This window comes from Pandoraea terrigena, assembly GCF_902459705.1.
Classification (GTDB): Bacteria; Pseudomonadota; Gammaproteobacteria; order Burkholderiales; family Burkholderiaceae; genus Pandoraea; species Pandoraea terrigena.
The window spans coordinates 70,123-95,830 of sequence record NZ_CABPRU010000015.1 but is presented as its reverse complement, the minus strand read 5'-3'; the positions used below and the strand labels follow the sequence as shown (position 1 = coordinate 95,830).

At 64.2% G+C, this 25,708-nt stretch carries 25 protein-coding genes; 6 read left to right on the top strand and 19 right to left on the bottom strand.

The features are described 5' to 3' along the window. Positions 1-137 precede the first annotated feature (137 nt). From secF to queA, 5 genes are all read right to left on the bottom strand, one after another. A complete protein-coding gene (gene secF, locus PTE31013_RS22505; protein ID WP_150614867.1) occupies positions 138-1,115 on the bottom strand; it encodes a protein translocase subunit SecF in 978 nt (325 codons plus the stop codon). Positions 1,116-1,139: 24 nt separating this feature from the next. After that, the gene (gene secD, locus PTE31013_RS22500; RefSeq protein ID WP_150614866.1) at positions 1,140-3,032 is read right to left on the bottom strand and encodes a protein translocase subunit SecD; all 1,893 of its coding nucleotides are present in this window, start codon (positions 3,030-3,032) and stop codon (positions 1,140-1,142) included. A gap of 103 nt (positions 3,033-3,135) precedes the next feature. Further along, positions 3,136-3,402: a preprotein translocase subunit YajC gene (gene yajC / locus PTE31013_RS22495; protein ID WP_246174841.1), complete on the bottom strand. Its 267-nt coding sequence runs from the start codon at positions 3,400-3,402 to the stop codon at positions 3,136-3,138. A 223-nt stretch (positions 3,403-3,625) separates the two neighbouring features. Further along, on the bottom strand, positions 3,626-4,756 hold the full coding sequence (gene tgt / locus PTE31013_RS22490) for a tRNA guanosine(34) transglycosylase Tgt (RefSeq protein WP_150614864.1): 1,131 nt from the start codon (positions 4,754-4,756) through the stop codon (positions 3,626-3,628). Positions 4,757-4,908: 152 nt separating this feature from the next. Next, a complete protein-coding gene (queA, locus tag PTE31013_RS22485; RefSeq protein WP_150614863.1) occupies positions 4,909-5,991 on the bottom strand; it encodes a tRNA preQ1(34) S-adenosylmethionine ribosyltransferase-isomerase QueA in 1,083 nt (360 codons plus the stop codon). Positions 5,992-6,093: 102 nt separating this feature from the next. Here queA and recG point away from each other — a divergent pair, with 102 nt between their 5' ends. Both recG and PTE31013_RS22475 read left to right on the top strand, forming a co-directional pair. Continuing rightward, on the top strand, positions 6,094-8,376 hold the full coding sequence (recG, locus tag PTE31013_RS22480) for an ATP-dependent DNA helicase RecG (RefSeq protein ID WP_150614862.1): 2,283 nt from the start codon (positions 6,094-6,096) through the stop codon (positions 8,374-8,376). Positions 8,377-8,530: 154 nt separating this feature from the next. Then, entirely contained in the window at positions 8,531-9,475 is a 945-nt protein-coding gene (locus PTE31013_RS22475; protein ID WP_150614861.1) for a LysR substrate-binding domain-containing protein, read from the top strand. A gap of 180 nt (positions 9,476-9,655) precedes the next feature. On the opposite strand, the gene PTE31013_RS22470 is transcribed toward PTE31013_RS22475, so the two are convergent. Beyond that, entirely contained in the window at positions 9,656-10,357 is a 702-nt protein-coding gene (locus PTE31013_RS22470; protein ID WP_425495588.1) for a thiamine phosphate synthase, read from the bottom strand. Between the two features lie 236 nt (positions 10,358-10,593). Between PTE31013_RS22470 and PTE31013_RS22465 the strand changes: the two genes are divergently transcribed. The 3 genes from PTE31013_RS22465 to PTE31013_RS22455 all read left to right on the top strand — a co-directional run bounded on the left by PTE31013_RS22465 (position 10,594) and on the right by PTE31013_RS22455 (position 12,594). Continuing rightward, a complete protein-coding gene (locus PTE31013_RS22465) occupies positions 10,594-11,082 on the top strand; it encodes a Dps family protein (protein WP_150614860.1) in 489 nt (162 codons plus the stop codon). A 193-nt stretch (positions 11,083-11,275) separates the two neighbouring features. Beyond that, the gene (locus tag PTE31013_RS22460; protein ID WP_150614859.1) at positions 11,276-12,064 is read left to right on the top strand and encodes a YdcF family protein; all 789 of its coding nucleotides are present in this window, start codon (positions 11,276-11,278) and stop codon (positions 12,062-12,064) included. 119 nt (positions 12,065-12,183) lie between these two features. Next, positions 12,184-12,594, top strand: a complete 411-nt coding sequence (locus PTE31013_RS22455) for a GlcG/HbpS family heme-binding protein (protein WP_150614858.1) — start codon at positions 12,184-12,186, stop codon at positions 12,592-12,594. Between the two features lie 419 nt (positions 12,595-13,013). Here PTE31013_RS22455 and hemP read toward each other — a convergent pair whose 3' ends face one another. From hemP to PTE31013_RS22390, 13 genes are all read right to left on the bottom strand, one after another. Then, on the bottom strand, positions 13,014-13,256 hold the full coding sequence (hemP, locus tag PTE31013_RS22450) for a hemin uptake protein HemP (RefSeq protein ID WP_343039561.1): 243 nt from the start codon (positions 13,254-13,256) through the stop codon (positions 13,014-13,016). Between the two features lie 164 nt (positions 13,257-13,420). After that, positions 13,421-13,891, bottom strand: coding sequence for an SRPBCC family protein (locus PTE31013_RS22445; protein WP_150614856.1), 471 nt, complete (start codon positions 13,889-13,891; stop codon positions 13,421-13,423). 66 nt (positions 13,892-13,957) lie between these two features. Then, positions 13,958-14,368 (bottom strand): OsmC family protein, encoded by a 411-nt coding sequence (locus PTE31013_RS22440; RefSeq protein WP_150614855.1) that lies wholly within the window; start codon positions 14,366-14,368, stop codon positions 13,958-13,960. A gap of 171 nt (positions 14,369-14,539) precedes the next feature. Continuing rightward, complete coding sequence (locus PTE31013_RS22435) at positions 14,540-15,436, bottom strand: pirin family protein (RefSeq protein ID WP_150614854.1); 897 nt, start codon at positions 15,434-15,436, stop codon at positions 14,540-14,542. Positions 15,437-15,671: 235 nt separating this feature from the next. Then, a complete protein-coding gene (locus tag PTE31013_RS22430; protein WP_150614853.1) occupies positions 15,672-16,097 on the bottom strand; it encodes an ExbD/TolR family protein in 426 nt (141 codons plus the stop codon). Positions 16,098-16,124: 27 nt separating this feature from the next. After that, positions 16,125-16,862: a MotA/TolQ/ExbB proton channel family protein gene (locus PTE31013_RS22425; RefSeq protein WP_150614852.1), complete on the bottom strand. Its 738-nt coding sequence runs from the start codon at positions 16,860-16,862 to the stop codon at positions 16,125-16,127. A gap of 39 nt (positions 16,863-16,901) precedes the next feature. After that, on the bottom strand, positions 16,902-17,606 hold the full coding sequence (locus PTE31013_RS22420; protein WP_150614851.1) for an energy transducer TonB: 705 nt from the start codon (positions 17,604-17,606) through the stop codon (positions 16,902-16,904). A 428-nt stretch (positions 17,607-18,034) separates the two neighbouring features. Then, the gene (locus PTE31013_RS22415; RefSeq protein ID WP_150614850.1) at positions 18,035-18,292 is read right to left on the bottom strand and encodes a (2Fe-2S)-binding protein; all 258 of its coding nucleotides are present in this window, start codon (positions 18,290-18,292) and stop codon (positions 18,035-18,037) included. A gap of 113 nt (positions 18,293-18,405) precedes the next feature. Continuing rightward, the gene (gene murI / locus PTE31013_RS22410; RefSeq protein WP_150614849.1) at positions 18,406-19,293 is read right to left on the bottom strand and encodes a glutamate racemase; all 888 of its coding nucleotides are present in this window, start codon (positions 19,291-19,293) and stop codon (positions 18,406-18,408) included. A 114-nt stretch (positions 19,294-19,407) separates the two neighbouring features. Then, positions 19,408-19,887, bottom strand: a complete 480-nt coding sequence (gene bfr / locus PTE31013_RS22405) for a bacterioferritin (protein WP_150614848.1) — start codon at positions 19,885-19,887, stop codon at positions 19,408-19,410. A gap of 297 nt (positions 19,888-20,184) precedes the next feature. After that, positions 20,185-21,708: a fumarate hydratase gene (locus PTE31013_RS22400; protein WP_150614847.1), complete on the bottom strand. Its 1,524-nt coding sequence runs from the start codon at positions 21,706-21,708 to the stop codon at positions 20,185-20,187. A 15-nt stretch (positions 21,709-21,723) separates the two neighbouring features. Further along, positions 21,724-22,296: a TIGR00645 family protein gene (locus PTE31013_RS22395; RefSeq protein ID WP_150614846.1), complete on the bottom strand. Its 573-nt coding sequence runs from the start codon at positions 22,294-22,296 to the stop codon at positions 21,724-21,726. A 199-nt stretch (positions 22,297-22,495) separates the two neighbouring features. Further along, the gene (locus PTE31013_RS22390; protein WP_425495587.1) at positions 22,496-23,488 is read right to left on the bottom strand and encodes a DMT family transporter; all 993 of its coding nucleotides are present in this window, start codon (positions 23,486-23,488) and stop codon (positions 22,496-22,498) included. 237 nt (positions 23,489-23,725) lie between these two features. Between PTE31013_RS22390 and acs the strand changes: the two genes are divergently transcribed. Next, positions 23,726-25,708: an acetate--CoA ligase gene (gene acs / locus PTE31013_RS22385; RefSeq protein WP_150614845.1), complete on the top strand. Its 1,983-nt coding sequence runs from the start codon at positions 23,726-23,728 to the stop codon at positions 25,706-25,708.

The following is a 25,708-nucleotide window of genomic DNA, read 5'->3' as shown; positions in this document are numbered from 1 at the left end:
CAGAACGCTTCCACCGCTTCAACGAGACGGGCCGCTTCTGCGGCCCGTTTTGCATGGTGACGCCCGTGCGCGACGAGCGCACGAAAAAAAACCGCCGGACATGCCGGCGGTCTTCCTGACGATGCGCTGCGAGCCGGTCAGACCCGTGCGCCGAAGTTCGGATCGTTGCGATCGACGCCTTCTTCACCGTCCTTGTTGCTGTGCTTGATGAGGTCTTCGCGCTTCACGCCGAGCCACATCGCGATGGCGGCGGCGACGAACACCGACGAGTAGATACCGAACAGAATACCGACGGTCAGGGCGAGGGCGAAGTAGTGCAGCGTCTGCCCACCGAAGAAGAACATCGACAGCACCATCATTTCCGTGCTCGCGTGCGTGATGATCGTACGCGACATGGTTGTCGTGATGGCGTGGTCGATGACTTCGCGCACCGTTGCCTTGCGCATCTTGCGGAAGGTCTCGCGAATCCGGTCGAAGATCACGACCGATTCGTTTACCGAGTAGCCGAGCACCGCCAGCACCCCGGCCAGCACCGCCAGCGAGAACTCCCACTGGAAGTAGGCGAAGAAGCCCAGGATGATCACCACGTCGTGCAGGTTGGCGATCACGCCGGCCACGGCGAACTTCCATTCGAAGCGGAACGACAGGTAGATGATGATGCCGATGACCACGAAGGTCAGCGCCAGCAGGCCATCCGTGAACAGCTCGTGGCCGATCTGCGGACCGACGAATTCCACGCGACGCAACTGCACGTTGGGGGCGTCTGCCTTCAGGGCGGACATCACGGCGTCGCTTTGCTGTGCGCTGGTGACCTGCTTGCCGTCAGATCCGTTCTGAATCGGCAGTCGGATCATCACGTCGCGCGAGGTGCCGAAGCTCTGCACCTGCACGTCGCGATAGCCGAGCTTGCCGACTTCGCCCCGGATCTTCTCGAGATCGGCCGCCTGCGTGTAGGCCACTTCCATGACCGTACCGCCGGTGAACTCGATCGACATGTGCAGGCCCCGCGTGAGCAGGAAGAACACTGCCGCCACGAACGTGAGCGCCGAGATGATGTTGAAAATCAGGGCGTGCCGCATGAACGGCACGTCTTTCTTGATGCGGAAAAATTCCATGACTGTTTCCTCTCGCGCCTGCGGTTATTGCTCGCCTGCGTCGGGTGCGGTTTTCGCACCGTCCGGGCGCCAGACCTGACCGATCGCCAGCGTCTTGAGCTTGCGACGGCCGCCGTACCACAGGTTGGCCAGGCCGCGCGAGAAGAACACGGCCGAGAACATCGAGGTCAGGATACCCAGGCAGTGCACCACGGCGAATGCACGCACCGGGCCCGAACCGAACGCCAGCAGCGCCAGACCGGCAATGAGCGTCGTCACGTTCGAATCCAGGATCGTTGCCCAGGCGTGCTCGAAGCCCAGCGAAATGGCCTTCTGTGCCGACGCACCGGCACGCAGTTCTTCGCGAATGCGTTCGTTGATCAGCACGTTGGCGTCAATGGCCATACCGAGCGTGAGCGCGATAGCCGCAATCCCGGGCAGCGTGAGCGTGGCTTGCATCATCGAGAGCACGGCCACCAGCAGCAACAGGTTGAACAGCAGGGCGATCACCGAGAACACGCCGAACAGCATGTAGTACGCCATCATGAACAACGTGATGGCGGCCAGGCCGTACATCACCGAGTCGACACCCTTTTGCACGTTGTCGGCACCGAGGCTCGGGCCGATCGTGCGTTCTTCGATGATCTCCATCGGGGCGGCCAGCGAACCGGCACGCAGCAGCAGTGCCAGGTCATTGGCGGCCTGCGCCGAGCCCATGCCGGTGATCTGGAAGCTCTGGCCCAGTTCGCTGCGGATATTCGCCACCGTCAGCACTTCGCCCTTGCCCTTCTCGAACAGCACGATGCCCATCGGCTTGCCGATGTTGTCGCGCGACACGTCGCGCAGCACACGGCCGCCGGCGGCGTCGAGCTTGATGCTGACCGACGGCTGCTGGTGATCGTCGAAGCCCGCCGAGGCGCTGGTGATGCGATCGCCGCTGAAGATCACTTGACGCTTGAGCATCACCGGCGCGCCGTTGCCGTGCAGGAACAGTTCGTCCTGCGGCGGCACCGGCGTGTTGGCCGTGATGAGGCGCGGCGCGTCCGGATCGGCCAGGCGCGCTTCGAGCGTTGCCGTGCGGCCGATGATGTCCTTCGCCTTGGCGGTGTCCTGCACGCCGGGCAACTGCACGACGATCCGATCCGGGCCTTCCTGCTGGATCACCGGCTCGGCCACACCGAGTTCGTTGACCCGGTTATGCAGCGTGACGATGTTCTGCTTGACTGCGTTGTCCTGTACCGCGCGACGGGCCGCATCCGTGAACGCGCCCACGACCTTGAACGTCCCGTTCGGGCCGGCTTGCGTGGTGTAGGACAGATCGGGCAGACCGTCGGTGAGGGCACCACGCGCGCGCTCGGCGTCGTTCTGGTCGCTGAAGACGGCTTCGATACCGCTGTCCGTGCGCGTCACACCGCTGTGGCGGATGTTCTTGTCGCGCAGCAGCGTGCGGGCATCGGCGGCGCTCGCGTCCAGGCGCTTGGTGATGGCGCCGGCCATGTCGACTTGCAGCAGGAAGTGCACCCCGCCGCGCAGGTCGAGGCCGAGATACATCGGCAGCGCGTGGACTCGGGTGAGCCATTCCGGCGAGGCCGAGAGCAGGTTGAGCGCGACGACGTAGGTCGGATCCGTCGGGTCGTTGTTCAGCGCCGTCTGGAGCAAGTCCTTGGCGCGCAACTGCGTGTCGGTGTCGGCGAAGCGAATGCGCACGCTCGGGTTGTTGCTCGTGCTGTCGAACACGGCGCCTTGGTAGGCGATGTTCTGCGCCTTGAGTGCGTCTTCGGCGCGTGCGAGCGTCGAGGGATCGACCTTGACGGTCGCCTTGACGCTGGAAATCTGTACTGCCGGCGTTTCACCGAACAGGTTTGGCAGCGTATAGAGCACGCCGATGGCAAGGGCCACCAGAATGACGATGTACTTCCAGAGAGGATAGCGATTCATAGCAGCGGGCTAGGGTGATGCCTTGTGGCAAACCGTGCTTCAGACCAGCTTGCCATGCACTGCGGCCGCCGGTAGGGCGGCCGCAGTGCGGTGGCGCGAAGGCTCAGAGCGCCTTGAGGGTGCCCTTCGGCAGCAGGGTGGTGATAGCGCCCTTTTGCACATTGATCTCGACGTTCTCGGCGATCTCCACGGTCACGAAAGTCTCGCCCACCTTCGAGATACGACCGGCCATGCCGCCCGAGGTCACGACTTCGTCGCCCTTGGCGAGGGCCGACAGCATGTTGCGCGTTTCTTTCTGGCGCTTCATTTGCGGACGGATCATGATGAAGTAGAGCACCACGAACATCAGCACGAGCGGCAGGAAGCTCATCAGGTTGCTGGTCGGGCTCGCGGCGCCTGCCGTCTGAGCGAAAGCTTCGGAAATCAGCACGTTCGGTTCTCCTTATGTAAGACGTGTAAAAGCCGCGTGTGGCCGGGACTCCGGACACGCGCGGCGTGTGTTTCGGTGCGAGGATGCAGGATCCAAGCCCGGCATTTTACCACTGCCCAACCCCGATCCCCGGGTTTCGGTGCCCGCTTGTGCGCGCTGGCCGTCAATGCACGCCGCGCGCGCGATCGGCCCGGAACTGGACCGTAAACGCGTCGAAACGGTGGGCTTCGATGGCATCCCGGATTTCCTGCATCAGCGTGAGATAGTAATGCAGGTTGTGGATGGTGTTGAGTCGCGCGCCCAGAATCTCCCCGGCTCGCTGCAAATGGTGCAGGTAGGCGCGCGAAAAGTTTCGACAGGCGTAACAGCCGCAAGTTTCGTCCAGGGGACGCGTATCGGTCTTGTGCGACGCGTTGCGGATCTTCAGATCGCCGAATCGCGTGAAGAGCCAGCCATTGCGGGCATTGCGCGTGGGCATCACGCAGTCGAACATGTCGATGCCCGCCGCCACGCCGGCCACGAGGTCCTCCGGCGTGCCGACCCCCATCAGGTAATGCGGTTTGTTCGCCGGCAACCGCGGGGCCACGTGCTCGAGCACACGCATCATGTCTTCCTTCGGCTCGCCGACCGACAATCCGCCAATCGCATAGCCGTGGAAGTCCAGTGCCGACAACCCGGCGAGCGACTCATCGCGCAAATGTTCATACATCCCGCCCTGCACGATCCCGAACAGCGCATTCGGGTTCTCGAGACGGTTGAATTCGTCGATGGAGCGCTTGGCCCAGCGCATCGACATGCGCATCGACTGGCCGGCCTCGACTTCCGTGGCCGGGCGACCGTCGATCTCGTACGGCGTGCATTCGTCGAACTGCATGACGATGTCCGAATTGAGCACGTGCTGGATCTGCATCGAGATTTCGGGCGAAAGGAAGAGGCGGTCGCCATTCACGGGGGACGCGAACTTCACGCCTTCTTCGCTGATCTTGCGCAGTTCGCCGAGGCTGAACACCTGAAAACCGCCGGAATCCGTGAGAATCGGACGATCCCAGCCCATGAAGCGGTGCAGTCCGCCATGGGCCGCAATGGTCTCCAGCCCGGGGCGCAGCCAGAGGTGGAAGGTATTGCCGAGGATGATCTGGGCGTTGTTCTCGACCAGTTCGGCCGGCGACATCGCCTTGACCGAGCCGTAGGTGCCGACGGGCATGAAGATGGGCGTCTCGACGACGCCATGGTTGAGCGTGACGCGCCCCCGGCGGGCTTGCCCGTCGGTGGTGATGAGTTCGAACTTGAGCATGTGTCGTGCGCCCCGGCACCACCGGCAACACAAGCCGGCGCCCGCGCGGGACGTCAAAAAAAGCGGCCAGCGCCCCATGCGCGGCCAAGGCGATATTGTACCGGGTCGCACGGCCGTCGACCGCACGGCCGCGCTGCGTCAGGTGGCCGGGGTCAGGCGGCGGCTTTCGGCGCGTCGTGCGGCGCCACGCGCGAGAGGATCATCGCGTCGCCGTAGCTGAAGAAGCGGTAGCGCTGCTCGATGGCGTGCTGGTAGGCCGCGCGAATCGTCGCCATCCCCGAGAACGCCGACACCAGCATGAGCAGCGTCGATTTGGGCAAGTGGAAGTTGGTAATGAGCCGGTCGACCAACTGGAAACGATAGCCTGGCGTGATGAAGATGTCTGTCTCGGCACTGCCGGCGCGCAGCGTGCCCGGCGTGCCGCCCGCGGCTAGCGTGGCTTGTGCGGCGGACTCCAGGGCGCGCATCGACGTCGTGCCGACCGCCACCACGCGGCCGCCGCGCGCGCGCGTGGCGGCGACGGCATCGACCAGCGACGGCGTGATCTCGTACCACTCCGAGTGCATTTTGTGCTCGCCGATGTTCTCCACGCGCACCGGCTGGAACGTGCCGGCGCCCACGTGCAGCGTGAGCGTGGCGCGGTGCACACCCAAGGCGTCGAGTCGGGCGAAGAGGGTGTCGTCGAAGTGCAGCCCGGCGGTCGGCGCAGCCACCGCGCCCGGGTTGCGGGCATAGACGGTCTGGTAGCGTGTTTCGTCGGCGGCGTCGGCGTCATGCGCGATATACGGTGGCAGCGGCAGACGGCCGTAGGTCTCCAGCAGCGTATAGCAGTCGTCCGGGAAGTGCAGCGTGTAGAACGGTTCGACGCGCTCGCCGACGGTCACATCGAATGCATCGGCCAGGTGGAGGACGGTGCCCGGCGCTGGACTCTTGCTTGCGCGGATCTGCGCAAGCACGGTGCGGTTGTCGATCACGCGCTCGACAAGCACTTCGATCTTGCCGCCGCTCGCCTTCTGGCCGAACAGGCGCGCCTTGATGACGCGGGTATCGTTGAACACAAGCAGGTCGCCGGGGGCGAGCAGGCTGGGCAGATCGGCGAAGCGCCGGTCGTACAGATGGGGCGGCGTGACGCTGCCATCGACCTCCAGCAGGCGGCTGGCGGTGCGCTCGGTGAGCGCCGTCTGCGCGATCAGTTCGGGCGGCAGGTCGAAATCGAAATCGGAAAGGGTATACATCAGCGTTTACAATGCGTAGCAACCGACATTTTACTTGGTTCGTCCGAAGGCCTGCCGGCATGGTGTGCGCCTCGTGGCCGAACGCTCCCGACTCGCGACTGCATGACCGAACGCAGAATGCCCGCCACCGCGCCTGACGACGCCCCTGCCGACCTCGTGGATCTTGCCGATGCCGCCAGCGCGCAGGTCGACGTCGCGCCACGCCCCGCGGCCAAACGTGCGCGGCGCCCGGCCTTGCCGGCTACGGCGCCAACCGGCGCTGACGAGACGGCGCCCGCCAAGTCGGCCAAGTCTTCGAAAAATGCGAAGAGCGCTGCGCGCAAGACGGCTGGCTCCGGCACGGCCGATAAGCTCGTCAAGCTCGGTCTGAAGCGCGACATCGACCTGATTCTGCATCTGCCGATGCGTTACGAGGACGAAACCACGCTGCGCAAGATCGGCGATGTGCTGCCGAGCGAATTGGCGCAGGTGGAAGGCGTCGTCACGTCGAGCGATGTGGCCTATCGGCCGCGCCGTCAATGGGTCGTACGCATTGCGGACGACGGTCACGAACTCGTGCTGCGTTTTCTGAATTTCTACGGTAGCCAGCAGAAACAGCTCGCCGTCGGCACGCGTGTGCGCGTGCGCGGCGAAGTGCGTGGCGGCTTCTTCGGTTTGGAGATGGTGCACCCCGCATATCGCGTGGTGCAGGACGCCGCGGCGCCGTTGCCGGAGTCCCTTACGCCGGTGTACCCGAGTGCCGCGGGCTTGTCGCAAGCCTATCTGCGCAAAGCCATCCACAACGCGATGGAGCGCACGCCGCTGCCCGAGTTGCTGCCGCCAGGACTGCTACAGCGCGTCTTGGGCCCCGACCATCCTCTGCCGGCGTTGGCCGACGCCGTGCACTTGCTGCACGCGCCTCCGCCCAATGTGTCGGAGACGGCGCTTGTCGAGCGCTCCCATCCGGCGTGGCTACGCATCAAGTGCGAGGAATTGCTTGCACAGCAACTGTCGCTCAAACGGGCGCAGGCGGCGCGTCGACGGCTCGCGGCCCCGGCGCTCGGCGCGCGGGTGCCGGGGGGCTTGCTGGAGCGCTTCGAGGCGGCGCTGCCGTTCCGTCTGACCGGCGCCCAGCAGCGCGTGTGGGCCGAGATCCGCGCCGATCTGGCGGAACCCCATCCGATGCAGCGCCTGCTGCAGGGGGACGTGGGGAGCGGCAAGACGATCATTGCGGCGCTGGCCGCCGCACAGGCCATCGACGCTGGGTATCAGGCGGCGATCATGGCGCCGACCGAGATTCTCGCGGAGCAGCATCTGCGCAAACTTTCGGGCTGGCTCGCTCCCTTGGGCGTCGAGCTCGCGTGGTTGGCGGGCAGCATGAAGGCGAAGGAAAAGCGCGAGGCCCTCGCGCGCGTGGCGAGCGGCGCCGCGCAGCTCGTTATCGGTACGCACGCCATCATTCAGGATACCGTCACGTTCGCCCGGCTGGGCATGGCGGTGGTCGACGAGCAACATCGGTTCGGCGTGGCGCAGCGTCTGGCGCTGCGCAGCAAGATGCAAGCGGCCGGCATGGGCGGCAATGCCATGCCGCATCAGTTGATGATGAGCGCGACGCCCATCCCGCGTACGCTCGCCATGACGTATTACGCCGATCTGGATGTTTCCGTGATCGACGAGTTGCCGCCGGGCCGCAGTCCCGTCGTGACCAAGCTGATCAGTGACACGCGGCGTCCGGAAGTGGTCGAGCGCGTTCGGGCGGCGGCGCTGGCCGGCCGTCAGGTGTATTGGGTATGCCCGCTGATCGAGGAAAGCGAGGCGCTGCAACTGCAGACGGCCGTCGATACGCACGCGCAATTGGTTGCGGCGCTGCCCGAACTGCGCGTGGGCCTTGTGCACGGGCGGCTCTCACCGGCGGAGAAGGCGGCTGTGATGGACGACTTCACGCGCGGCGACACCCATCTGCTGGTGGCGACCACGGTCATCGAAGTGGGTGTGGACGTGCCCAATGCCTCGCTGATGGTGATCGAGCACGCCGAGCGCTTCGGGCTCGCGCAACTTCACCAGCTGCGCGGACGTGTCGGACGCGGCTCGGCAGAATCCGTGTGCCTGCTGATGTACGCGTCGCCGTTATCGATGGGCGCGAAGGCGCGTTTGCAGACGATGCGCGAGACCACCGACGGATTCGTCATCGCGCGACGCGATCTCGAAATTCGCGGCCCGGGCGAGTTTCTCGGCGCGCGGCAGTCGGGCGCGGCGATGTTGCGCTTCGTCGACCTGAACGAGGACGCCTGGTTGATCCCCGGCGCGCAGGAAGTGGCCGATGCGTTGCTCGCGTCGCATCCCGGTGCCGTGGCTGCGCACCTGGAGCGCTGGCTCGGCGCGCGGGAAGACTATCTGAAGGCATGACCCCGGTGTCGGCATGACGCTCGGGCGGCAGGACATCAATGCAGGCATCAGCGCGGACGTCGACCGAAAACGGGCAATTGCCGCTCGATTGTGCTATAAAAAACAAAATCTATCGATTGCGGTAACTCGATTAATTTACACAGGTTAAGACGACATGACCCTCACGGAACTCAAGTACATCGTGGCGGTGGCGCGCGAACGCCATTTCGGTCGCGCGGCGGAAGCGTGTTTCGTCAGCCAGCCGACGCTCTCGGTGGCCATCAAGAAGCTCGAAGACGAGCTGAACGTACAGATTTTCGAGCGTGGCGCCGCGGAAGTGAGCGTGACGCCGCTTGGCGAGCAGATCGTTGCGCAGGCGCAGCGTGTGCTCGAGCAGACGATCGCGATCAAGGAAATCGCCAAGCAGGGACGCGATCCGCTTGCCGGGCCGCTGCGCCTTGGCGTCATCTACACGATCGGGCCGTATCTTCTGCCGTCCCTGGTCAAGCAGATGATCGAGACGACGCCGCAGATGCCGCTCATGCTGCAGGAGAACTACACGCTCAAGCTCATCGAACTGCTCAAGCAGGGCGAAATCGATGCGGCGGTGATGGCGCTGCCGTTCCCGGAGAGCGGCCTGATGGTGCGGCCGCTCTATGACGAGCCTTTCGTCGTGGCGCTGCCGCGCTCGCACCCCTGGGCTGAGCGCGCGCACATCGACGCGGGCGATCTCAAGCAGGAGACGATGCTGTTGCTGGGCAGTGGGCATTGTTTCCGCGATCACGTCCTGGGCGTGTGTCCGGAGCTGATGCGCTTCTCGCAGAATGCCGACGGTATCCAGAAGACATTTGAGGGGTCCTCGCTCGAGACGATTCGCCATATGGTCGCGAGCGGCGTAGGCATCACCGTGCTGCCGAAGACGTCGGTGCCCGAAACACTGGCGCCGGATAGTCTGCTGCGCTATGTGCCATTCTCGGCGCCAGTGCCCGACCGCCGCGTCGTACTGGCGTGGCGCAAGAGCTTCACGCGGCTGCCGGCGATCGACGCGGTGGCGCAAGCCGTCGCCCGATGCCGTCTGCCGGGCGTGATTCCGCTCGATTTGCCGGCGACGTCGAACTGACACACGGGGTCACGCCCGGCCCGTTATCGTCGAAAACGTCATACGCCGCAGCGTTGTGCTGCGGCGTATTGCTTTTGGCTATTAAGTATATAAAAACGATTGATTCGACCGTTTCAATAAAAATAATTAATCTGACATGACAGTGGCTTCGAGGGGCGCGAGGTGCCACTTGGGGTTCGACTACGGCCAGAGGGCACGTATCGCCGCAATGCCGTAAGCCCCGGCGTTGCGCGCGCTCGTCAAGACGTCGGCCCGCATGCCGCCAAGGGCAAACACCGGCAGCGACGTCTGCGTGGCGAGCGCGGTGAACGCCGGCCAGCCGAGTGGCTTGGCATCCGGATGGGTCGCGGTGGCGAGCACCGGCGAAAGCGTGATGAAGTCGAGGCCCAGGCGGGTGGCGCGTTCGACCTGCGCGGCGTCATGACAGGCCGCGCTCACGAGCCGCCAGCCGACAGGGCGACGCTGACAGCCCATGAGTCGCGCGCTCGTCAGATGCCAGCCGTCGGCCTGCGGAACGGTGCTCGCATGCATGCCGTTCGGGGCGTCGAGCCAGAGATCCGCGACGTCGTGCGGCGGGTTGAGGATGAGCTGCGCGCCAGCCGCGTGCGTCAAGGCCAGGGCGCTCTCCGCCAGGGCCCGGTAGCCGTCGGCATCGAGCGAACGATTGCGAAGCTGGACAAGACGGATGCCGCGGGCGAGCGCTTGCGCGAGTTGCGACGCGAACCCGGCGATCTGCGAACGCGACACGATGTCGGGCGTCACCAGGAGTTGGCGTGGCAGCGGCGTCTGCGAGAGGGGCGTGGCGGGGTTCAATGCACCGTGCGCGGCAGGGCGGTCGGGCATCGACAGGCGGTTGGCGGAATCTGCGGGGTCGGCGGACATGCGCGCAGTGTAACCGGAATGGTGACCCGCAAGTCTTGAGGAAAGTACGGAGATCCCTCGCGAGGAACATCGACGAGAGGGCGGTATCACACCCAGGTGTGCCGGGTATCGTCACACGATCCCGATAGACTGGATCGATGCCGACGGAAGCCAGGGTGCGTTGGGCGCCGTCGGCATTTTCATTGCAGTGTGTCCCTGCCGCACGAAGGGGACGCCATCAACAACGGAGTCAGACCATGGCAAAGAAGAACAATGTGGCTAGCGTGAACATCGGCATCAGCGAAAAGGATCGAAAGCGTATCGTCGATGGATTGAGCCATCTGCTGGCCGACACCTACACCCTTTACCTGAAGACACACAACTTCCATTGGAACGTGACCGGTCCGATGTTCAACACGCTGCACCTGATGTTCGAAGGTCAGTACAACGAACTCGCGCTGGCGGTCGACCAGATTGCCGAGCGTATTCGTGCGCTCGGATACCCGGCACCGGGGACCTACAAGGAGTTCGCGAAGCTGTCATCGATTCCCGAAGCCGACGGAGTCCCGGCGGCCGAAGAGATGATTCGCCAATTGGTCGACGGGCAGGAGGCGGTGACACGCACCGCGCGTGGCATTTTCCCGACTGTCGACGCCGCGTCGGACGAACCGACCGCCGACCTGCTCACGCAACGCATGCAACTGCACGAGAAGAACGCGTGGATGCTGCGTAGTTTGCTCGCCTGAGTCGCGGCTGTCGCTGCCGCAGCCGCGCCATACGCCCGTGCGCTCGCGCGGGCGTCTTTCGTGGCGTTGCGTCCGCCACCGCCCATGCGGCCGGTCCGACGTGTCTCACGCGATACGGACTGCCCCCCCTATCGGGGGTGAAATGTCATAGACAACGGGTGCACTCTGCGGTGCAGTCCAGTACACTGGCCGGATGCCCTTCGATTGGCTTGCCCGCAACCTTCTCGTCAACCTGTTTCTGCCGCCAGTCAACGTCCTGGTGCTTGCGGTCGCCGCTTTCGTCGTTTGGCGGCGCTGCCCGCGCGTCGGCAAAACGCTGGCGGTCGCCGCCGCATTGGCGCTCTGGGTGCAGGCGATGCCTTGGTTCGGCCGACAACTGGCCGATCCGCTGGAAGTCGGGGCTGTGCTTGAGCTCCCGCCGCTCGACGCCGCGCGTCAGTTGCCCTCGGCGGCGGCGACGCTGCCTCAGGCGGTGGTGATCCTCGGTGGCGGCGCGACCCGGCACGCGCCTGAATTTGGGCGCGAAAGCGGTGCCGATGTGAACGACGCGACACTGGCTCGCGTGCGTTACGGAGTGCTGCTCGCGCGTCGCACGCAATTACCGGTGCTCGTCTCGGGAGGCAGTCCGACCGGTGAAGTGGTCGAGGCGCGCATGATGGCGCAAGTCGCCACCGACGAATTCGGTGTCCCGGTGCGCTGGATCGAAGGACAATCGTTGAATACGGCGCAAAACGCCACCTTCAGCGCGCGTATGTTGGCGAACGCCGGCGTGTCGCGCGTCTATCTGGTCACGAGTGCCTGGCATATGCGCCGCGCCCGCGATCAGTTCGAACGTGCCGGTCTTACGGTGGTACCCGCACCGTGCTGCAACGCGAACGCGTTCGAATCGGATGTCATGCCGGGCTGGTGGCCTACCGTTGGCGGCTTGCGTACTACGCATCAGGCGCTGCGCGAATGGATGGCCCTGGCAGTGGGACATTGAGCCGTCCATCTGCATCGAGAGGCCACGCGGCACTGGCGTCTCGGGCAGGACGATGAACGAACCGGAGCCGCGCATCGGCGCGGACTCCTTGAATTGCCAACCTCAAACGAGAGAGACGTATGAAGACGAAAGCTGTCCTGGGCGTTGAAGACGTGCAGAAAATCAACGCCGCCGCCGTGGCCGAAGCCACCGCGAATGGCTGGAACGTGTGCATCACGATTGTCGACGACGGCGGTCATGCCCTGTCGCTGCATCGTATGGACGGCGCGGCTCCCAGCACCGCCATGATGTCGCTGGGCAAGGCGCAGACCTCGGCGGTCGGCCGTCGCGAGAGCGGCGCGTTCGAAGAAATGATCAATGGCGGCCGCTTTGCGTTCCTGAGCGCGCCGAACACCGCGATGCTCGAAGGTGGCGTGCCCATCGTCGTGGACGGCAACGTGATCGGGGCCGTGGGTGTGTCGGGCGTCAAGTCGGCGCAGGATGCCCAGATTGCGCGGGCCGGAATCGCGACCTTGAAGGGCGCCGCATAAGCAAGAGCGCACAAACACCTGGTACCGATGCGCGTCCGGGGGCTCGCCCCCGGTGCCGGAAAGAGAAGAGGTATCGCCGACGAGCGTCGGCGATGCTTTTTTTTTGACGGTCCCAAAGAAAAACCCGTCCTTGTGGACGGGTCAACGGCTTGTCAGGCCGGATGGCCGCCGCCTGAGGCTTGGCAGGGGCTGGGCCAGGAGGAGAACACCAATGAAACACGAGTGGGTGGACAAAAAAAGTGGCTTGGCTGGCGTGCAACGCGGGTAGAGAGGGGCTTGCCGTAACTACATGGGATTGCGTTGCATTCGCTGGCTACTGCCAAACACCTCTTAGGCGAGGTGGTCCCCACAAAACTCGGTAAAGGAGGGGGCACGGTCGTGGTCGTGCCACCGCCAGAATTCTTGATCGATTCAACGGCTTACTTGGTCAGGATCAACTTGCCATATCGCGTGGCGCGCAACTGATACGTCTGTCCGTTGTGCAGGATGTTCACGCATTGCGTGCCTTGCAGCAGGTGATCGCTGGTGAGCGCGCGCCCCGTCGCGTGGCTGGCCGGTTTCGCCGCCGTCGGGCTGGCGGCTTGCACGCGCGACGCCGACAAGGTACGGCGCGGCGCCGTGGCGGGCGGGGTCTGGCGGGCTGGGGTGTGGCTTGCGGTCATCTCGCTCATCCGTGTGGCTGACTGTGAGATGAATATTAAATGAGAATCATTACTATTTACATTTGAATTTTACTATCTCTGATCTTTTCGAATAGATCATGACTAATCGAGCGATTGCCGGACGGCGGCAGGCCACGTCCGGCAAGGCACAGCTTGACGGTGGTTTAGCCCAGTACCCCTTGCTCGGCAAGCGCCCGGATTTGCGCGACGGTGTCGATGTCGGCCTCGCGATAGGCGGACTTCACGAACTCGCTGTAGCGTGTGTCGGCCGTGGCCGCGTCTTCCTGCAGCGTGGTGCTGTAGGTGAAGCGCACAAAGTAGTGCGTCGGCGTTGGCTCTTCGATACGCATCGTGAGGGTGCCGCCTGCGTGTTGATCGGTGGCAGCCGTCTCGTAGCGAACCGACTGCCCGGCCTCGAAGACGACCCGGTCGTGCACCACGGCCTCACCGAAACGCAACTCGCGCGTGAGCGAGTCGTCGGTGCGTTCGTGCACGATGCACGTATCGAGTCCGAGCACGAAAGTTTCCGGCTGCTCTGCGCGCAGCACGAGGCCGCGCCACAGTTGATCGCGCGTCAGCGCAAAGGCCAGCGGATTCAGGAGGTCGTTGACCTCGATCAGGTGTTCGTACTGCAAGAAAGTCTCTCCTTCGGTCGGGGCTGGCGCGTAGGCAGTCACCGCATGCCGGCGTCGCGCCGGATATTACTCGGCCAACGTGCTGTCGATGGCAATGGTGCCCGATAACACCTTGTGAATTGGGCATGCATTCGCAATTTCCAAGAGGCGCTGACGTTGTTCCTGGGACAAATCGCCGGCCAGTTCGATCTTGCGTGTGATCTGCGTAGTCCCGGCGGGCGGTTTTCCGTCCGGATTCATCGCGAGCGTCACCTTCACTTCCTTGAGCGGCCATTCCTTGCGTCGCGCATACATCTGCAACGTGATCGAGGTGCAGGCACCGAGACTGGAGAGCAGCAACGCCGCCGGGGCAGGGCCGAGGTCGCCGCCGCCGAGCGTCGCGGGCTCGTCGGCCAGCCACTCGTGCTTGCCGTCCGAGAGTGGCGTGGTAAAACCTGCGGCGCCCAAATGGGCGGTGACTATCGCTTCTGCAGCCATGGCAACTCCTGTGGGACCTCCATCAACGTCACGGTGGACGTCATGGAACATGTCGAGAGATGAAGAGAACGGCCCGGCGACGACGTCGGACCACAACGCGCTCTGCGTGTCATTGTGACCCAATTTCGCCGGGCCGGTGCGAACGGCAGGGATCTCCCCGACGGCGCCGCCTCAGTCGGCGGTACCCGACGCTGGAATCCGCCCCATGCGACCTGCCTGGAAGTCGAGAATCGCTTGGCGAATCTCGACTTCCGTGTTCATCACGAACGGGCCATAGCGGGCTACTGGCTCACCCAGCGGCTTGCCGCCGATCAGCAGGAACGACATTGGCTTGTCGCTATCGTTGCGCACGGTAATGCGCTCGCCGGCGTCGCCAAACACGACCATCTGATGCGCCGTGGCCGAGGTGGCTTCGGCGCCGAATTGCCCCTCGCCGTCGATCACGTAGGCAAACACGTTGAAGTCCGCGGGCACCGAATGATCGAGCGCCCCCTGCGGTTGCAGCGTGAAGTGCTGGTAGAGGATCGGCGTTCGGGTCTCGATGGCGGCGCGCGTGCCGAGCGCCTCGCCCGCGATGACGCGCACCGATACCTTGCCGTCTTCGCTGGTCGCGCGCGGGATGCCGGCTGCCGGCAGTTCCTGGTAGCGCGGCGTCATCATCTTGTCCGTGCGCGGCAGGTTCACCCAGAGCTGGAAGCCGTGCATCTCGCCACCACGCTGCTGAAAGGCCTGCGAGGGCATTTCGGAGTGGATGACGCCGGCACCCGCCGTCATCCACTGCACGTCACCCGGCGTGAGTTTGCCCGCGTGGCCTTGCGAGTCGCGATGCTCCATCTCGCCGGCGAGCAAGTACGTCACGGTCTCGAAGCCGCGGTGCGGGTGATCGGGGGCGCCCTTGGCGTCGCCGGGGGCGACTTGCATCGGACCCATCTCGTCGAGCAGGAGGAACGGATCGAAGTCCGTCATCATGCGCGTCGGGAATGGACGATTGACGTAAAAGCCGGCGCCTTCCTGCGTTTGCGCTGCGGTGAAGATGCGGGCAACCGGGCGCGCGTATGGGGTACTCATGGGGAATCTCCTGTGACGACGCGTGCCGAGGCGGCGTTGTGCGTCCAAAGTCATGCCCCAACTATATCGGGGGGCATGGCCCCGGGAGTAGTCCGTAACGCAGGAAGGATTGTTACCCGTTTGGAACAATATTGCGAAAGCGCTGCCGCGCCGGTCGGTTTGCGTCGGCAATGGACAAAAAAACGCGGTGACGAGCACCGCGCTTGCGCTTCTGCGAATCCTGAATGTGCCGAACCTACTTGGTGTCGGGGGCGGTCACGAAGCCGAGTTTGGTGATGCCGGCCGTCTGCGCGTCCGACAGCACGCGCGCGACGCTCTCGTAGCGCACGTTCTTGTCGGCGAACAGGTGCAATTCCGGCTGTGGCTGGGCTTCGGCCGCCTGCGCCAGACGTGCCTTGAGGGCGGTCTCGTCGACCGGCTGCTTGTCCCAGAAGACGGTGCCGTCGGCCTGGATCGACACATCGATCTTGGCCGGCCGGGTGTCTTCCGGTTGGCTGCTGGCTTGCGGCAGGTCGAGCTTGACCGAATGATTGAGCACCGGCAGCGTCACGATGAAGATGATCAGCAGCACCAGCATGACGTCGACGAGCGGCGTCATGTTGATCTCGCTCATCATGGCGTCGTCGGCACCGTCGTCGCTGCTGTATGAACCCATGGCCATGGCGAACTCCTTGTCGTGCTCGGCGGCTTAGCTGGCGCTGGCCGGGGTGGACTTGCGCACCGGCGAGACGTTGGTCGCGAACTGTGTCGGGTGCAGGCTGGCGCCGGTCAGGAAGTAGGCGTGCAGGCTGTGGGCAAAACGGTTGAGCTTCGACACGATGCCCTTGTTGGCGCGCGTCAGGGCGTTGAAGCCGAGCACTGCCGGAATGGCGACGAACAGACCGAAGGCGGTCATGATAAGCGCCTCGCCCACGGGGCCGGCCACTTTGTCGATCGTCGTCTGACCCGATGCGCCGATGGCCAGCAGGGCGTGATAGATGCCCCACACCGTGCCGAACAGACCCACGAACGGCGAGGTCGAGCCGATCGATGCCAGCATGGCCAGGCCGCTTTGCAGACGCGACACCGTGTCGTCCACCGAGTTCTTGAGGGCGCGCGTGATCCAGTCGCTCACATCCATTTTGTCGTGCAGATGCGGCTGGCTCTGACGGTGATGCTCGGCGGCGTCCTGACCGGCGAGGGCCAGCGCAAGGAACGGATTGTTCTGCCCGGATTCGCCCAGTTTCTGCAGGCCGGCAGAGAAGTTCTCTGAGTGCCAGAAATCCGGCTCGGCGGTGCGCGTCAGGCGGCTCAGGCGAAAGACCTGCGTGCCCTTGATGAGGATGACCGTCCACGACAGCACCGACATCACCAACAACACGATCGCGATGGCTCGGGTGACGAAATCGCCCTGCGCCCAGACGTGGCTCAAACCATACTCTTGCATTTTGCTTTCCTCGGGAGATCCCGTTCGTGAAGGGTTGCGTTAATTGTCTATGTTGAATCTGAACGGCTTCATCGCCGTGGTTTCCACCGCGCGGCCGTCCTTCATCGGGGCGGCGCAACGCATCTTGTAGGCCGATTCGATGGCGGCCTTATCCAGTCTCGGATACCCGCTTGACTTGACGATGTCTGCCCCAGACACCCGACCTTGCGTGTTGATGACCATCCGCACCGTGACAACGCCTTCCTCGCCGAGCCGGCGCGACTGCGTTGGATAGATCAGTGGCGGGTCAGGGCATTCGAGTTTCAGGCCTTCGACGCGGCCCGGCGGTGCGGCGGCCGGTACGGGGGTGGGCGGTGCTGGGGGCGCGACCGGTGCCGTGTCTTTCACCGGCTCGGCGGTTGGCTGCGGCGGCGCCACCGGCTCCGCCTTCTGTGAGATCGCATTGGGTGCCGGTACGCGTGGTTTCGGCGGCGGCGGCGCGACCTTCGGCTTCGGGGGCTCGGGTGCTGGCTTGGGCGGGGAGGCGTGCGGCGGCGCTGGCTTCGGCTGGGGCGGGATGATCGTGGCGGTGAAGACCGTCGGCACAATCGTTGCCTGCTCCGGGGTATTGCGCAGGTGCGTTAGCCCGACCAAGGCGGCAATGTGGATGACGATGATCGCTGCCGCAATCGCAGCGGCTCGCGGCGACGTCAGCGGATCGCGGCTCGGCATGAGCGTGAGGCCGGAAGGGGGCACGGTCGACATGGTAACGGCTAGGGTACGCTAAATTGCGGCGATGAACGGTGAGCGCCGCGCAGTGCGCGAAAACTCGGGGCTCGGGACAGGCCGGATAGACGATCAAAGGAAAACCGCGCCAAGCGGCGCGGTCGGCGAACGCAGTGGGTTAGGCGCCGTGCGCAAACTCACCTTCGAAACAGGAAAAACGACAAGCATAACGTCGAAACAAAGCCAATCAAGAGTTCCATCCGACACCTCCAGAGGGTAACAAGTCGCTGGCTGGCGCTGGGCGGCCAATGCGGATCGTCGCATGGACATCCCGTGGCTGGCTCTGTCGCCGATGCGACGCCGGGTCGCAGGGGCGGATCGAACAACACGAGGCAGAACGCTCGGCAACGTCGATGCCGGGCAGGTAGAGCAATCGGGGGGCTGTGGGCGCGGGGGCGAGCGCCGTCTCAGGCGGCCAGCGCCAAAGGCGGTGCGACCACGACGTCCGAGGCGGCCGTCACGCGGATCGACTGGCAGCCGCCGCCGCACGAGCGACCACAGCACGGTGAAGCCCCCGACACCATTTCCTGGACATAAGGGCCGCACTTGCCGCAGCACAGTGCAACACCGAGGTCGATCTGAAGATCTTCCATCGAGGTGGCACCGGCGTCGATGCAGGCCTTGATCTGGCGGTCGGAGACGGATTTGCAGACGCAGACGATCATGATGAAAACGTCAAAATGTAACACTAATGAGAATAATTATTATTCAATTGATCGTGTTTTGCAAGTGCCGTCGACCTATTCCATGCCAGGCGCAGGGGTTTGCGGTAGTGGTGTCAGGCGGAAATGATGGGAAGGTCTGGCGGCGGATTGCGACTGGCCGGGCCGCTCGAGGCGATCTCCGCGATGTCGACAATATCGGCGACATCGACCGTCTGGACGCGCGGAGCGTTGGGCAGCAGTCGGTCGGCCATCGTTTGCAGCGCGCTCGCGTTCGCGGTGGTGAACAGTTGGAGGCCGCCGCGGGCGTCGGGCAGGCAGGGAGCGTTCAGGGCACCGGTGTCGAGACGTCGCTGAAGCTGGCGGGCGATGGCCGCACCGGTGTCGATGAGGGAAAGCGTCGTGCCGAAGCGTCGCTGAATGGCCGGTATCAGGAAGGGATAGTGAGTGCAGCCGAGCACGAGCGTGTCGGCGCCTTGCGACACCATCGGCTCGATGAACCGTTCGAGCAGCGCCGTGACTTCAGGGGAGTCGACGTCACCGGCTTCGATGCGCTCGACGAGTCCGTGGCCCGGTTGGCAAAGGAAGCGCTGGCCCTGTGCGGTGTGACGTGCCAGCAGATCGGCGAACCGCGCGCTGCGCAGCGTCGCCGCCGTGGCGAGGACCCCGATCACGCCGTGCGCGGATACCGCCGCCGCGGGCTTGATGCCGGGTTCGACGCCGATGACTGGCCACGGCGCATCGGCGCGCAGCGCGGCCACGCCGTGCGCCGTCGCGGTGTTGCAGGCGACGACGAGCGCCTTGGCGCCGCGCTCGCGCAGCCATCGACCGATCGCCAGACTGCGCTGTTCGATGAATGCGTCTGGACGCTCGCCATACGGCGCGAAGCGGGAGTCGGCCACGTAGAGCAGGGACTCGTGCGGGAGCAAGGCGCGTACGGCCTGAAGCACCGACAGGCCGCCGAGACCGGAATCGAAAACGCCAATCGGCGCGTTGGAGGGCATGGCAAACGAAAAGGGGCCGGCAAATGGCCGGCCCCGGAATTCTAGCGCAAAGCCTGCAAACCGATATCGGCGCGGCGATGCGCGGGTGAGTCCACGTGCTGCGGCGTATCGACGTTACTCGTCAAACGACGTCATGCCCGACTGCTGGTAGTTCTGCAGGCCGACCTTGCCGATCAGGTCGATCTGCGTTTCCAGCCAGTCGATATGCTCTTCGGTGTCGTGCAGGATCTCGTTGAAGATCTCGCGCGAGACAAAGTCCTTCACGCTTTCGCAATGAGCGATCCCTTCCTTGCAGGTCTTTTGCGAGAGGTATTCGAGCTTCAGGTCGCACTTCAGGATTTCCTCGGTGTTCTCACCGATGAGCAGCTTGTGCAGATCCTGCAGGTTGGGCAGGCCGTCGAGCATGAAAATGCGTTCGATGAGCATGTCGGCGTGCTTCATCTCGCCGATGGACTCGTCGTACTCGTGCTTGCCAAGCTTTGCGAGGCCCCAGTGGTTGTACATGCGGGCGTGCAGAAAGTACTGGTTGATCGCTGTCAGCTCGTTCGTGAGCTGTGCGTTGAGGAGTTCGAGGACTTTCTTGTCGCCTTTCATATGGGATCCCTGCCTTATTCGGTTTACGAGCGGTTGAAGCGTAGCCTGAAAAGGTCGGGAAGCCAAGCCTTGCCAGGCCTTTCGTGAACCAAGGTGCAAATGGAAATGCGATCCATTCGTGCTCCTTATTGTGGCATCGGCGTGGCTCGGAACGGCGGCGAGCGGACAAAAAAAGCCCGGCGGAGGCCGGGCTCGATCTTGCGGGGCTGACCTGATCGTTTGCGGCCGGGTCAGCCCTGTATCGCCATGTATCGCCTTGTTGCGCGCTGCATTGCGGCTACATTGTTTTACGTCGCATCACTCTGCCGCGACCGGGATCTTGCCGATCTTGGCTTGCCATTCCTTCGGACCGGTCTGGTGCACCGACACGCCGGTCGAATCGACGGCCACCGTCACGGGCATGTCCTTGACGTCGAACTCATAGATGGCTTCCATGCCGAGGTCTTCGAAGGCGAGAACGCGAGCCGCACGAATGGCCTTGGACACGAGGTAAGCGGCACCGCCGACGGCCATCAGATACGCAGCCTTGTGCTTCTTGATCGCCTCGATGGCGGCCGGGCCGCGCTCCGACTTGCCGATCATGACGGCGAGGCCCGTCTTCGAGAGCATCATGTCGGTGAACTTGTCCATGCGGGTGGACGTGGTCGGGCCTGCCGGGCCGACGACTTCGTCACGCACCGGATCGACCGGGCCGACGTAGTAGATTGCACGGCCATTGAAGTCCACCGGCAGCGGCTCGCCGCGGCCGATCATGTCGGCGATGCGCTTGTGCGCCGCGTCGCGACCGGTGAGCATCTTGCCCGAGAGCAGCAGGGTCTGGCCCGGCGTCCAACTGGCGACTTCTTCCGGCGTGAGCGTGTCGAGATCGACGCGCTTGCTCGTCTCGGTATTCGGTGCCCAGTGCACGTTCGGCCACGCGTCGAGCGACGGTGCGGCGAGGAACGACGGGCCCGAGCCATCCAGCGTGAAGTGCGCATGACGCGTGGCGGCGCAGTTCGGGATCATGGCGACCGGCTTGGACGCCGCGTGCGTCGGGTAGTCGAGGATCTTCACGTCGAGCACGGTGGCCAGGCCGCCCAGACCTTGCGCGCCGATACCGAGGGCGTTGACCTTCTCGAACAGCTCGATACGCAGCTCTTCGTTCCAGTTCTGCGGGCCGCGCTGGATCACATCATGGATATCGATCGGGTCCATGAGCGATTCCTTGGCGAGCACCATGGCTTTTTCGGCCGTACCGCCGATACCGATGCCGAGCATGCCCGGCGGGCACCAGCCGGCGCCCATCGTCGGCACCGTCTTTACGACCCAGTCGACGATCGAATCGGACGGGTTGAGCATTACGAACTTCGACTTGTTCTCCGAGCCGCCGCCCTTGGCCGCGACCGTGATGTCGACCTTGTCGCCTTCCACGATTTCGTAGTGGATGACGGCGGGCGTGTTGTCCTTCGTGTTTTTGCGGCCGGCTTCGGGCGGCGCCACGATCGACGCGCGCAGCACGTTGTCCGGGTGCATGTATGCCTGACGCACGCCTTCGTTGATCATATCGGTGAGGTTGCGCTTGGCGTCCCAGCGCACGTTCATGCCGACCTTCACGAACACGGTCACGATGCCGGTGTCCTGGCACAGCGGACGGCGGCCTTCGGCGCACATGCGGCTGTTGGTCAGGATCTGCGCGATCGCGTCGCGCGCGGCGGGGCTTTGCTCGGCCTCATACGCCCGGCCCAGCGCCTGGATGTAATCGTCCGGATGGTAGTAGCTGATGTACTGCAGGGCACCGGCGACGCTCTGAATGACGTCGTCTTCTTTAATGACGGTAGACATGAAACGGCTCTCGACTTAGTGGGGACGGGTGGGGGTAATGAGTTGCGGTGTCGCGTACGCCGGGGCGTGGCTATCGTTCGTCATCTTGTTGACGACGGCCATGACGAAGGCGGAAAGCAGGAAGGCACAGTGAATGATCACTTGCCACATGATCGTGTGCGGCGTTTGCTGGGCGGCATCGATAAAGGTCTTCAGCAGGTGGATCGACGAAATGCTGATCAGCGCCATCGACAGCTTGACCTTGAGCACGCCGGCGTTCACGTGATCGAGCCACTCCGGCTCGTCCGGATGGCCTTCGACGCCGAGGCGTGAGACGAACGTCTCGTAGCCGCCGATGATGACCATGATGAGCAGGTTCGAGATCATCACCACGTCGATCAGGCCGAGCACGACGAGCATGATCTGCGTTTCGTCGAACGTCGTTGCGTGCGAGATCAGGTGCCAAAGTTCGGCCAGGAACTTGTAGACATAGACGCCTTGCGCGGCGATCAGCCCCAGATACAGCGGCAATTGGAGCCAGCGGCTGAAGAAGATGATGCGGGGCAGGGGGCGCATCGGCGCGTCGGACGGGCGGCCGGGGGTCGACATGGTTGTTTTGACGAAGTGGTGACGTTGGCCCGTGCTTGCCGCAGCAGGCCGTAATTATCGATAAGGCAAATCCAACAGGAAATCATCGGGCAAAGCATCCGGCTTTACGCGGTGACCGCTTGCCCGTCACGGATATCGCGTCGCGACATTCCGCTTGGCGGGCATTTTACAACGTCTTGCCGCAGGCGCCGTGTCCGATTCAATCCCGGGCGGGCAATAGCGTCTTGCGCGAACCGGCGCGCGGCAACGCCGCGAGCACGATGCCAGCCACCGTCAGGGCCAGTGCGGCGCCCTGGGCTGCTGTCAGCCGTTCGCCCAGGAAGATCACGCCGTAGGCCGTGGCTGCCACGGGCACCATCGCCGTGAAAACCCCCGCGAGCTGGGCGCTGACGTGCCGAATGCCACGCATCCACAGGAAAAATGAGAAGACACTGGCGGCGAGGCCGTACCAGACGATGAGTGCCCAATGCCCGGGTGTCAGCGCCGCATAATCCACGGCCATCAGGCCCGCCACGCCGAAGGGGAGCATCATCGCGCCACCGATCAGGTGCGTATACGCGCAGATATCGATGGCGGCGAGTTCGGCCGCGAGCCGTTTCGAGACGATCACGTAGATGGCTTCGCAGACCACGGCGCCGAGCACGAGCGCATTCCCCAGCCAGGCGTTGCCGGCGGCTGCGGTGGCGTTGGCGCCGTGCGTATCGGCGCGCGACAGGTTGAGCAGGGCCACGCCGGCGATCGCCAGTCCGATGCTCGCGAGCGTGCGTCGCGACGGCTGCTCGCGCAACACCGCCCACGACAGCAGGGCGACACAGGCCGGCAGCGTCGCGGTGATGACCCCGGCGGCGGTGGCCGTCGTCATCCGCACGCCCGAAAGCATGAGCAAGGTGAAGAGGAATGTACCGAAAAACGTCTGAACAAAGAGGTTGCGCCATTGGCGGCCTGTAACGCGTCGCATGGCGGCCGGCCGGTAGCGTGGGGCAAGGGCGATGATGGCGATCACGAAGCGCCACAATGCGAAGGCGGCCACCGGCATGACGGCGACCATGGTTTTGCCGATACCGACGTTGATGCCCACGAAGGTCATCGCCACGGCCAGCGCGAAGCTCGGAAAGCGCGCAAACAAGCGGTCGGTGGCCGACGCCGTCGAGCGAGGTGCGGAGGGCGGTTGAGACGGGGGTGTCGAGTTCACGGGCGCTCCGGGCGAGTCCGGGGGTGGCGAGTCAGAGGGGATGCGGGTAGGATTGTAGCGAATTCGCCACAGTCTGATGCCATGCGGCGGCGCCTTCGTGCGAGTCCCGCGCGCGAGGCGCGGGACTCGCGTGTGCCAGTGTAAGGCGTTAGTAAGTCGCTCGTCTTAATGTGATGTCAGCGATCTGTTTTGGCTGGATTGCAATAGTTTTTGCATATCTATAAGAGGGGACAACTCATGGCAGCAATCGAATCGGTATTGCAGGAGCAGCGCGTCTTCGCGCCGCCGCAGGCGCTGGTCGCCCAAGCGAAGATCTCCGGCATGCCCGCCTATGAGGCGCTGTGCGCCGAGGCCGACAAGGATTACGAGGGATTCTGGGCGCGTCAGGCGCGGGAGAATCTGGCCTGGCACAAGCCGTTCACCCGAGTGCTCGACGAGACCAATGCCCCGTTCTACACGTGGTTCGAGGACGGTCAGCTCAATGCGTCCTATAACTGCCTGGATCGCCAGATCGAAGCGGGTCTGGGCGACAAGAACGCCATTCTGTTCGAGGCGGACGACGGCACGGTGACCGCCGTCACCTACCGTGACCTGCTCGCGCGCGTGAGCCGCTTCGCCAATGCGCTCAAGGCCAAGGGCGTGAAGAAGGGTGACCGCGTGGTCATCTACATGCCGATGTCGGTCGAAGGCGTGGTCGCCATGCAGGCGTGCGCGCGTATCGGCGCGACGCATTCGGTCGTGTTCGGCGGCTTCTCTGCCAAGTCGCTCAACGAGCGCGTGATCGACGCCGGGGCGGTGGTCGTCGTTACTGCCGACGAGCAGATGCGCGGCGGCAAGGCGCTGCCGTTGAAGGCCATCGTCGACGAGGCGCTCGCCATGGGCGGCTGCGAACACGTGAAGTCCGTGATCGTCTACCGCCGCACGGGCGGCAATGTGACGATGCAGGCCGGTCGTGACGAAGTGTTGCAGGACCTCGTCGCGGGTCAATCGGATCAGTGCGAACCGGAGTGGGTGGGCGCGGAGCATCCGCTTTTCATCCTTTATACGTCGGGCTCGACGGGCAAGCCGAAGGGCGTGCAGCACAGCACGGGCGGTTATCTGCTGTGGGCGTCGCTCACCATGCAGTGGACCTTCGACATCAAGCCGGACGACGTCTTCTGGTGCACGGCCGACATCGGCTGGATCACCGGCCACACCTATATCGCCTACGGTCCGTTGGCCGTGGGGGCGACGCAGATCGTGTTCGAAGGCGTGCCGACGTATCCGAACGCGGGTCGGTTCTGGGAGATGATCGCGCGTCACAAGGTGTCGGTGTTCTACACGGCGCCGACGGCGATCCGTTCGCTGATCAAGGCGGCCGAGCAGACGCCGGCGGTACACCCCAAGCAGTACGACCTGTCGTCGTTGCGCATTCTCGGGTCCGTCGGCGAGCCGATCAATCCGGAAGCGTGGATGTGGTATTACGAAAACGTTGGCGGCGGGCGTTGCCCCATCGTCGACACGTGGTGGCAGACGGAGACGGGGGGACACGTCATTACACCGCTGCCGGGCGCCACGCCGCTGGTGCCGGGGTCGTGCACGCTGGGTCTGCCGGGTGTTGCCGTGGCGATCGTCGACGAAACCGGGCAGGACGTGCCCAACGGTCAGGGCGGCATGCTGGTGATCAAGCGTCCGTGGCCGTCGATGATTCGCACGATCTGGGGCGATCCGGAGCGTTACAAGTCGAGCTACTTCCCGTCGGAGCTGGGCGGCAAGATCTATCTGGCGGGGGATGGCTCGATTCGCGACATCAAGACCGGCTACTTCACGATCATGGGCCGCATCGACGACGTGCTGAACGTCTCGGGTCACCGCATGGGCACGATGGAAATCGAGTCAGCGCTCGTCGCCAACCCCATCGTGGCGGAAGCGGCGGTCGTGGGACGCCCCGACGACACGACGGGCGAGGCTATTGTCGCGTTCGTGGTGCTCAAGCGTTCGCGCCCAACCGGCGACGAAGCCAAGCAGTTGGCGCTCGAACTGCGTAACTGGGTGGGCAAGGAGATCGGACCGATCGCCAAGCCGAAGGACATCCGTTTTGGTGACAACCTGCCGAAGACCCGCTCGGGCAAGATCATGCGCCGTTTGCTCCGCGTGATTGCGAAGGGCGAGGAGATTACGCAGGATACGTCCACCCTTGAAAATCCGGCCATCCTGGAGCAGCTCAAGCAAGCGCAGTAA

What these genes read in the sequence shown, in the direction of transcription:
- PTE31013_RS22400 (WP_150614847.1), bottom strand. Translation starts at nt 21,708, where the DNA reads ATGTCTACCGTCATTAAAGAAGACGACGTCATTCAGAGCGTCGCCGGT.
- yajC (WP_246174841.1), bottom strand. Translation starts at nt 3,402, where the DNA reads ATGAGCTTCCTGCCGCTCGTGCTGATGTTCGTGGTGCTCTACTTCATC.
- PTE31013_RS22415 (WP_150614850.1), bottom strand. Translation starts at nt 18,292, where the DNA reads ATGATCGTCTGCGTCTGCAAATCCGTCTCCGACCGCCAGATCAAGGCC.
- PTE31013_RS22440 (WP_150614855.1), bottom strand. Translation starts at nt 14,368, where the DNA reads ATGGCTGCAGAAGCGATAGTCACCGCCCATTTGGGCGCCGCAGGTTTT.
- PTE31013_RS22460 (WP_150614859.1), top strand. Translation starts at nt 11,276, where the DNA reads ATGCCCTTCGATTGGCTTGCCCGCAACCTTCTCGTCAACCTGTTTCTG.
- recG (WP_150614862.1), top strand. Translation starts at nt 6,094, where the DNA reads ATGACCGAACGCAGAATGCCCGCCACCGCGCCTGACGACGCCCCTGCC.
- PTE31013_RS22425 (WP_150614852.1), bottom strand. Translation starts at nt 16,862, where the DNA reads ATGCAAGAGTATGGTTTGAGCCACGTCTGGGCGCAGGGCGATTTCGTC.
- PTE31013_RS22420 (WP_150614851.1), bottom strand. Translation starts at nt 17,606, where the DNA reads ATGTCGACCGTGCCCCCTTCCGGCCTCACGCTCATGCCGAGCCGCGAT.
- queA (WP_150614863.1), bottom strand. Translation starts at nt 5,991, where the DNA reads ATGTATACCCTTTCCGATTTCGATTTCGACCTGCCGCCCGAACTGATC.
- PTE31013_RS22395 (WP_150614846.1), bottom strand. Translation starts at nt 22,296, where the DNA reads ATGTCGACCCCCGGCCGCCCGTCCGACGCGCCGATGCGCCCCCTGCCC.
- murI (WP_150614849.1), bottom strand. Translation starts at nt 19,293, where the DNA reads ATGCCCTCCAACGCGCCGATTGGCGTTTTCGATTCCGGTCTCGGCGGC.
- hemP (WP_343039561.1), bottom strand. Translation starts at nt 13,256, where the DNA reads ATGACCGCAAGCCACACCCCAGCCCGCCAGACCCCGCCCGCCACGGCG.
- PTE31013_RS22455 (WP_150614858.1), top strand. Translation starts at nt 12,184, where the DNA reads ATGAAGACGAAAGCTGTCCTGGGCGTTGAAGACGTGCAGAAAATCAAC.
- bfr (WP_150614848.1), bottom strand. Translation starts at nt 19,887, where the DNA reads ATGAAAGGCGACAAGAAAGTCCTCGAACTCCTCAACGCACAGCTCACG.
- PTE31013_RS22465 (WP_150614860.1), top strand. Translation starts at nt 10,594, where the DNA reads ATGGCAAAGAAGAACAATGTGGCTAGCGTGAACATCGGCATCAGCGAA.
- secF (WP_150614867.1), bottom strand. Translation starts at nt 1,115, where the DNA reads ATGGAATTTTTCCGCATCAAGAAAGACGTGCCGTTCATGCGGCACGCC.
- PTE31013_RS22435 (WP_150614854.1), bottom strand. Translation starts at nt 15,436, where the DNA reads ATGAGTACCCCATACGCGCGCCCGGTTGCCCGCATCTTCACCGCAGCG.
- PTE31013_RS22475 (WP_150614861.1), top strand. Translation starts at nt 8,531, where the DNA reads ATGACCCTCACGGAACTCAAGTACATCGTGGCGGTGGCGCGCGAACGC.
- tgt (WP_150614864.1), bottom strand. Translation starts at nt 4,756, where the DNA reads ATGCTCAAGTTCGAACTCATCACCACCGACGGGCAAGCCCGCCGGGGG.
- PTE31013_RS22470 (WP_425495588.1), bottom strand. Translation starts at nt 10,357, where the DNA reads ATGTCCGCCGACCCCGCAGATTCCGCCAACCGCCTGTCGATGCCCGAC.
- PTE31013_RS22430 (WP_150614853.1), bottom strand. Translation starts at nt 16,097, where the DNA reads ATGGCCATGGGTTCATACAGCAGCGACGACGGTGCCGACGACGCCATG.
- secD (WP_150614866.1), bottom strand. Translation starts at nt 3,032, where the DNA reads ATGAATCGCTATCCTCTCTGGAAGTACATCGTCATTCTGGTGGCCCTT.
- acs (WP_150614845.1), top strand. Translation starts at nt 23,726, where the DNA reads ATGGCAGCAATCGAATCGGTATTGCAGGAGCAGCGCGTCTTCGCGCCG.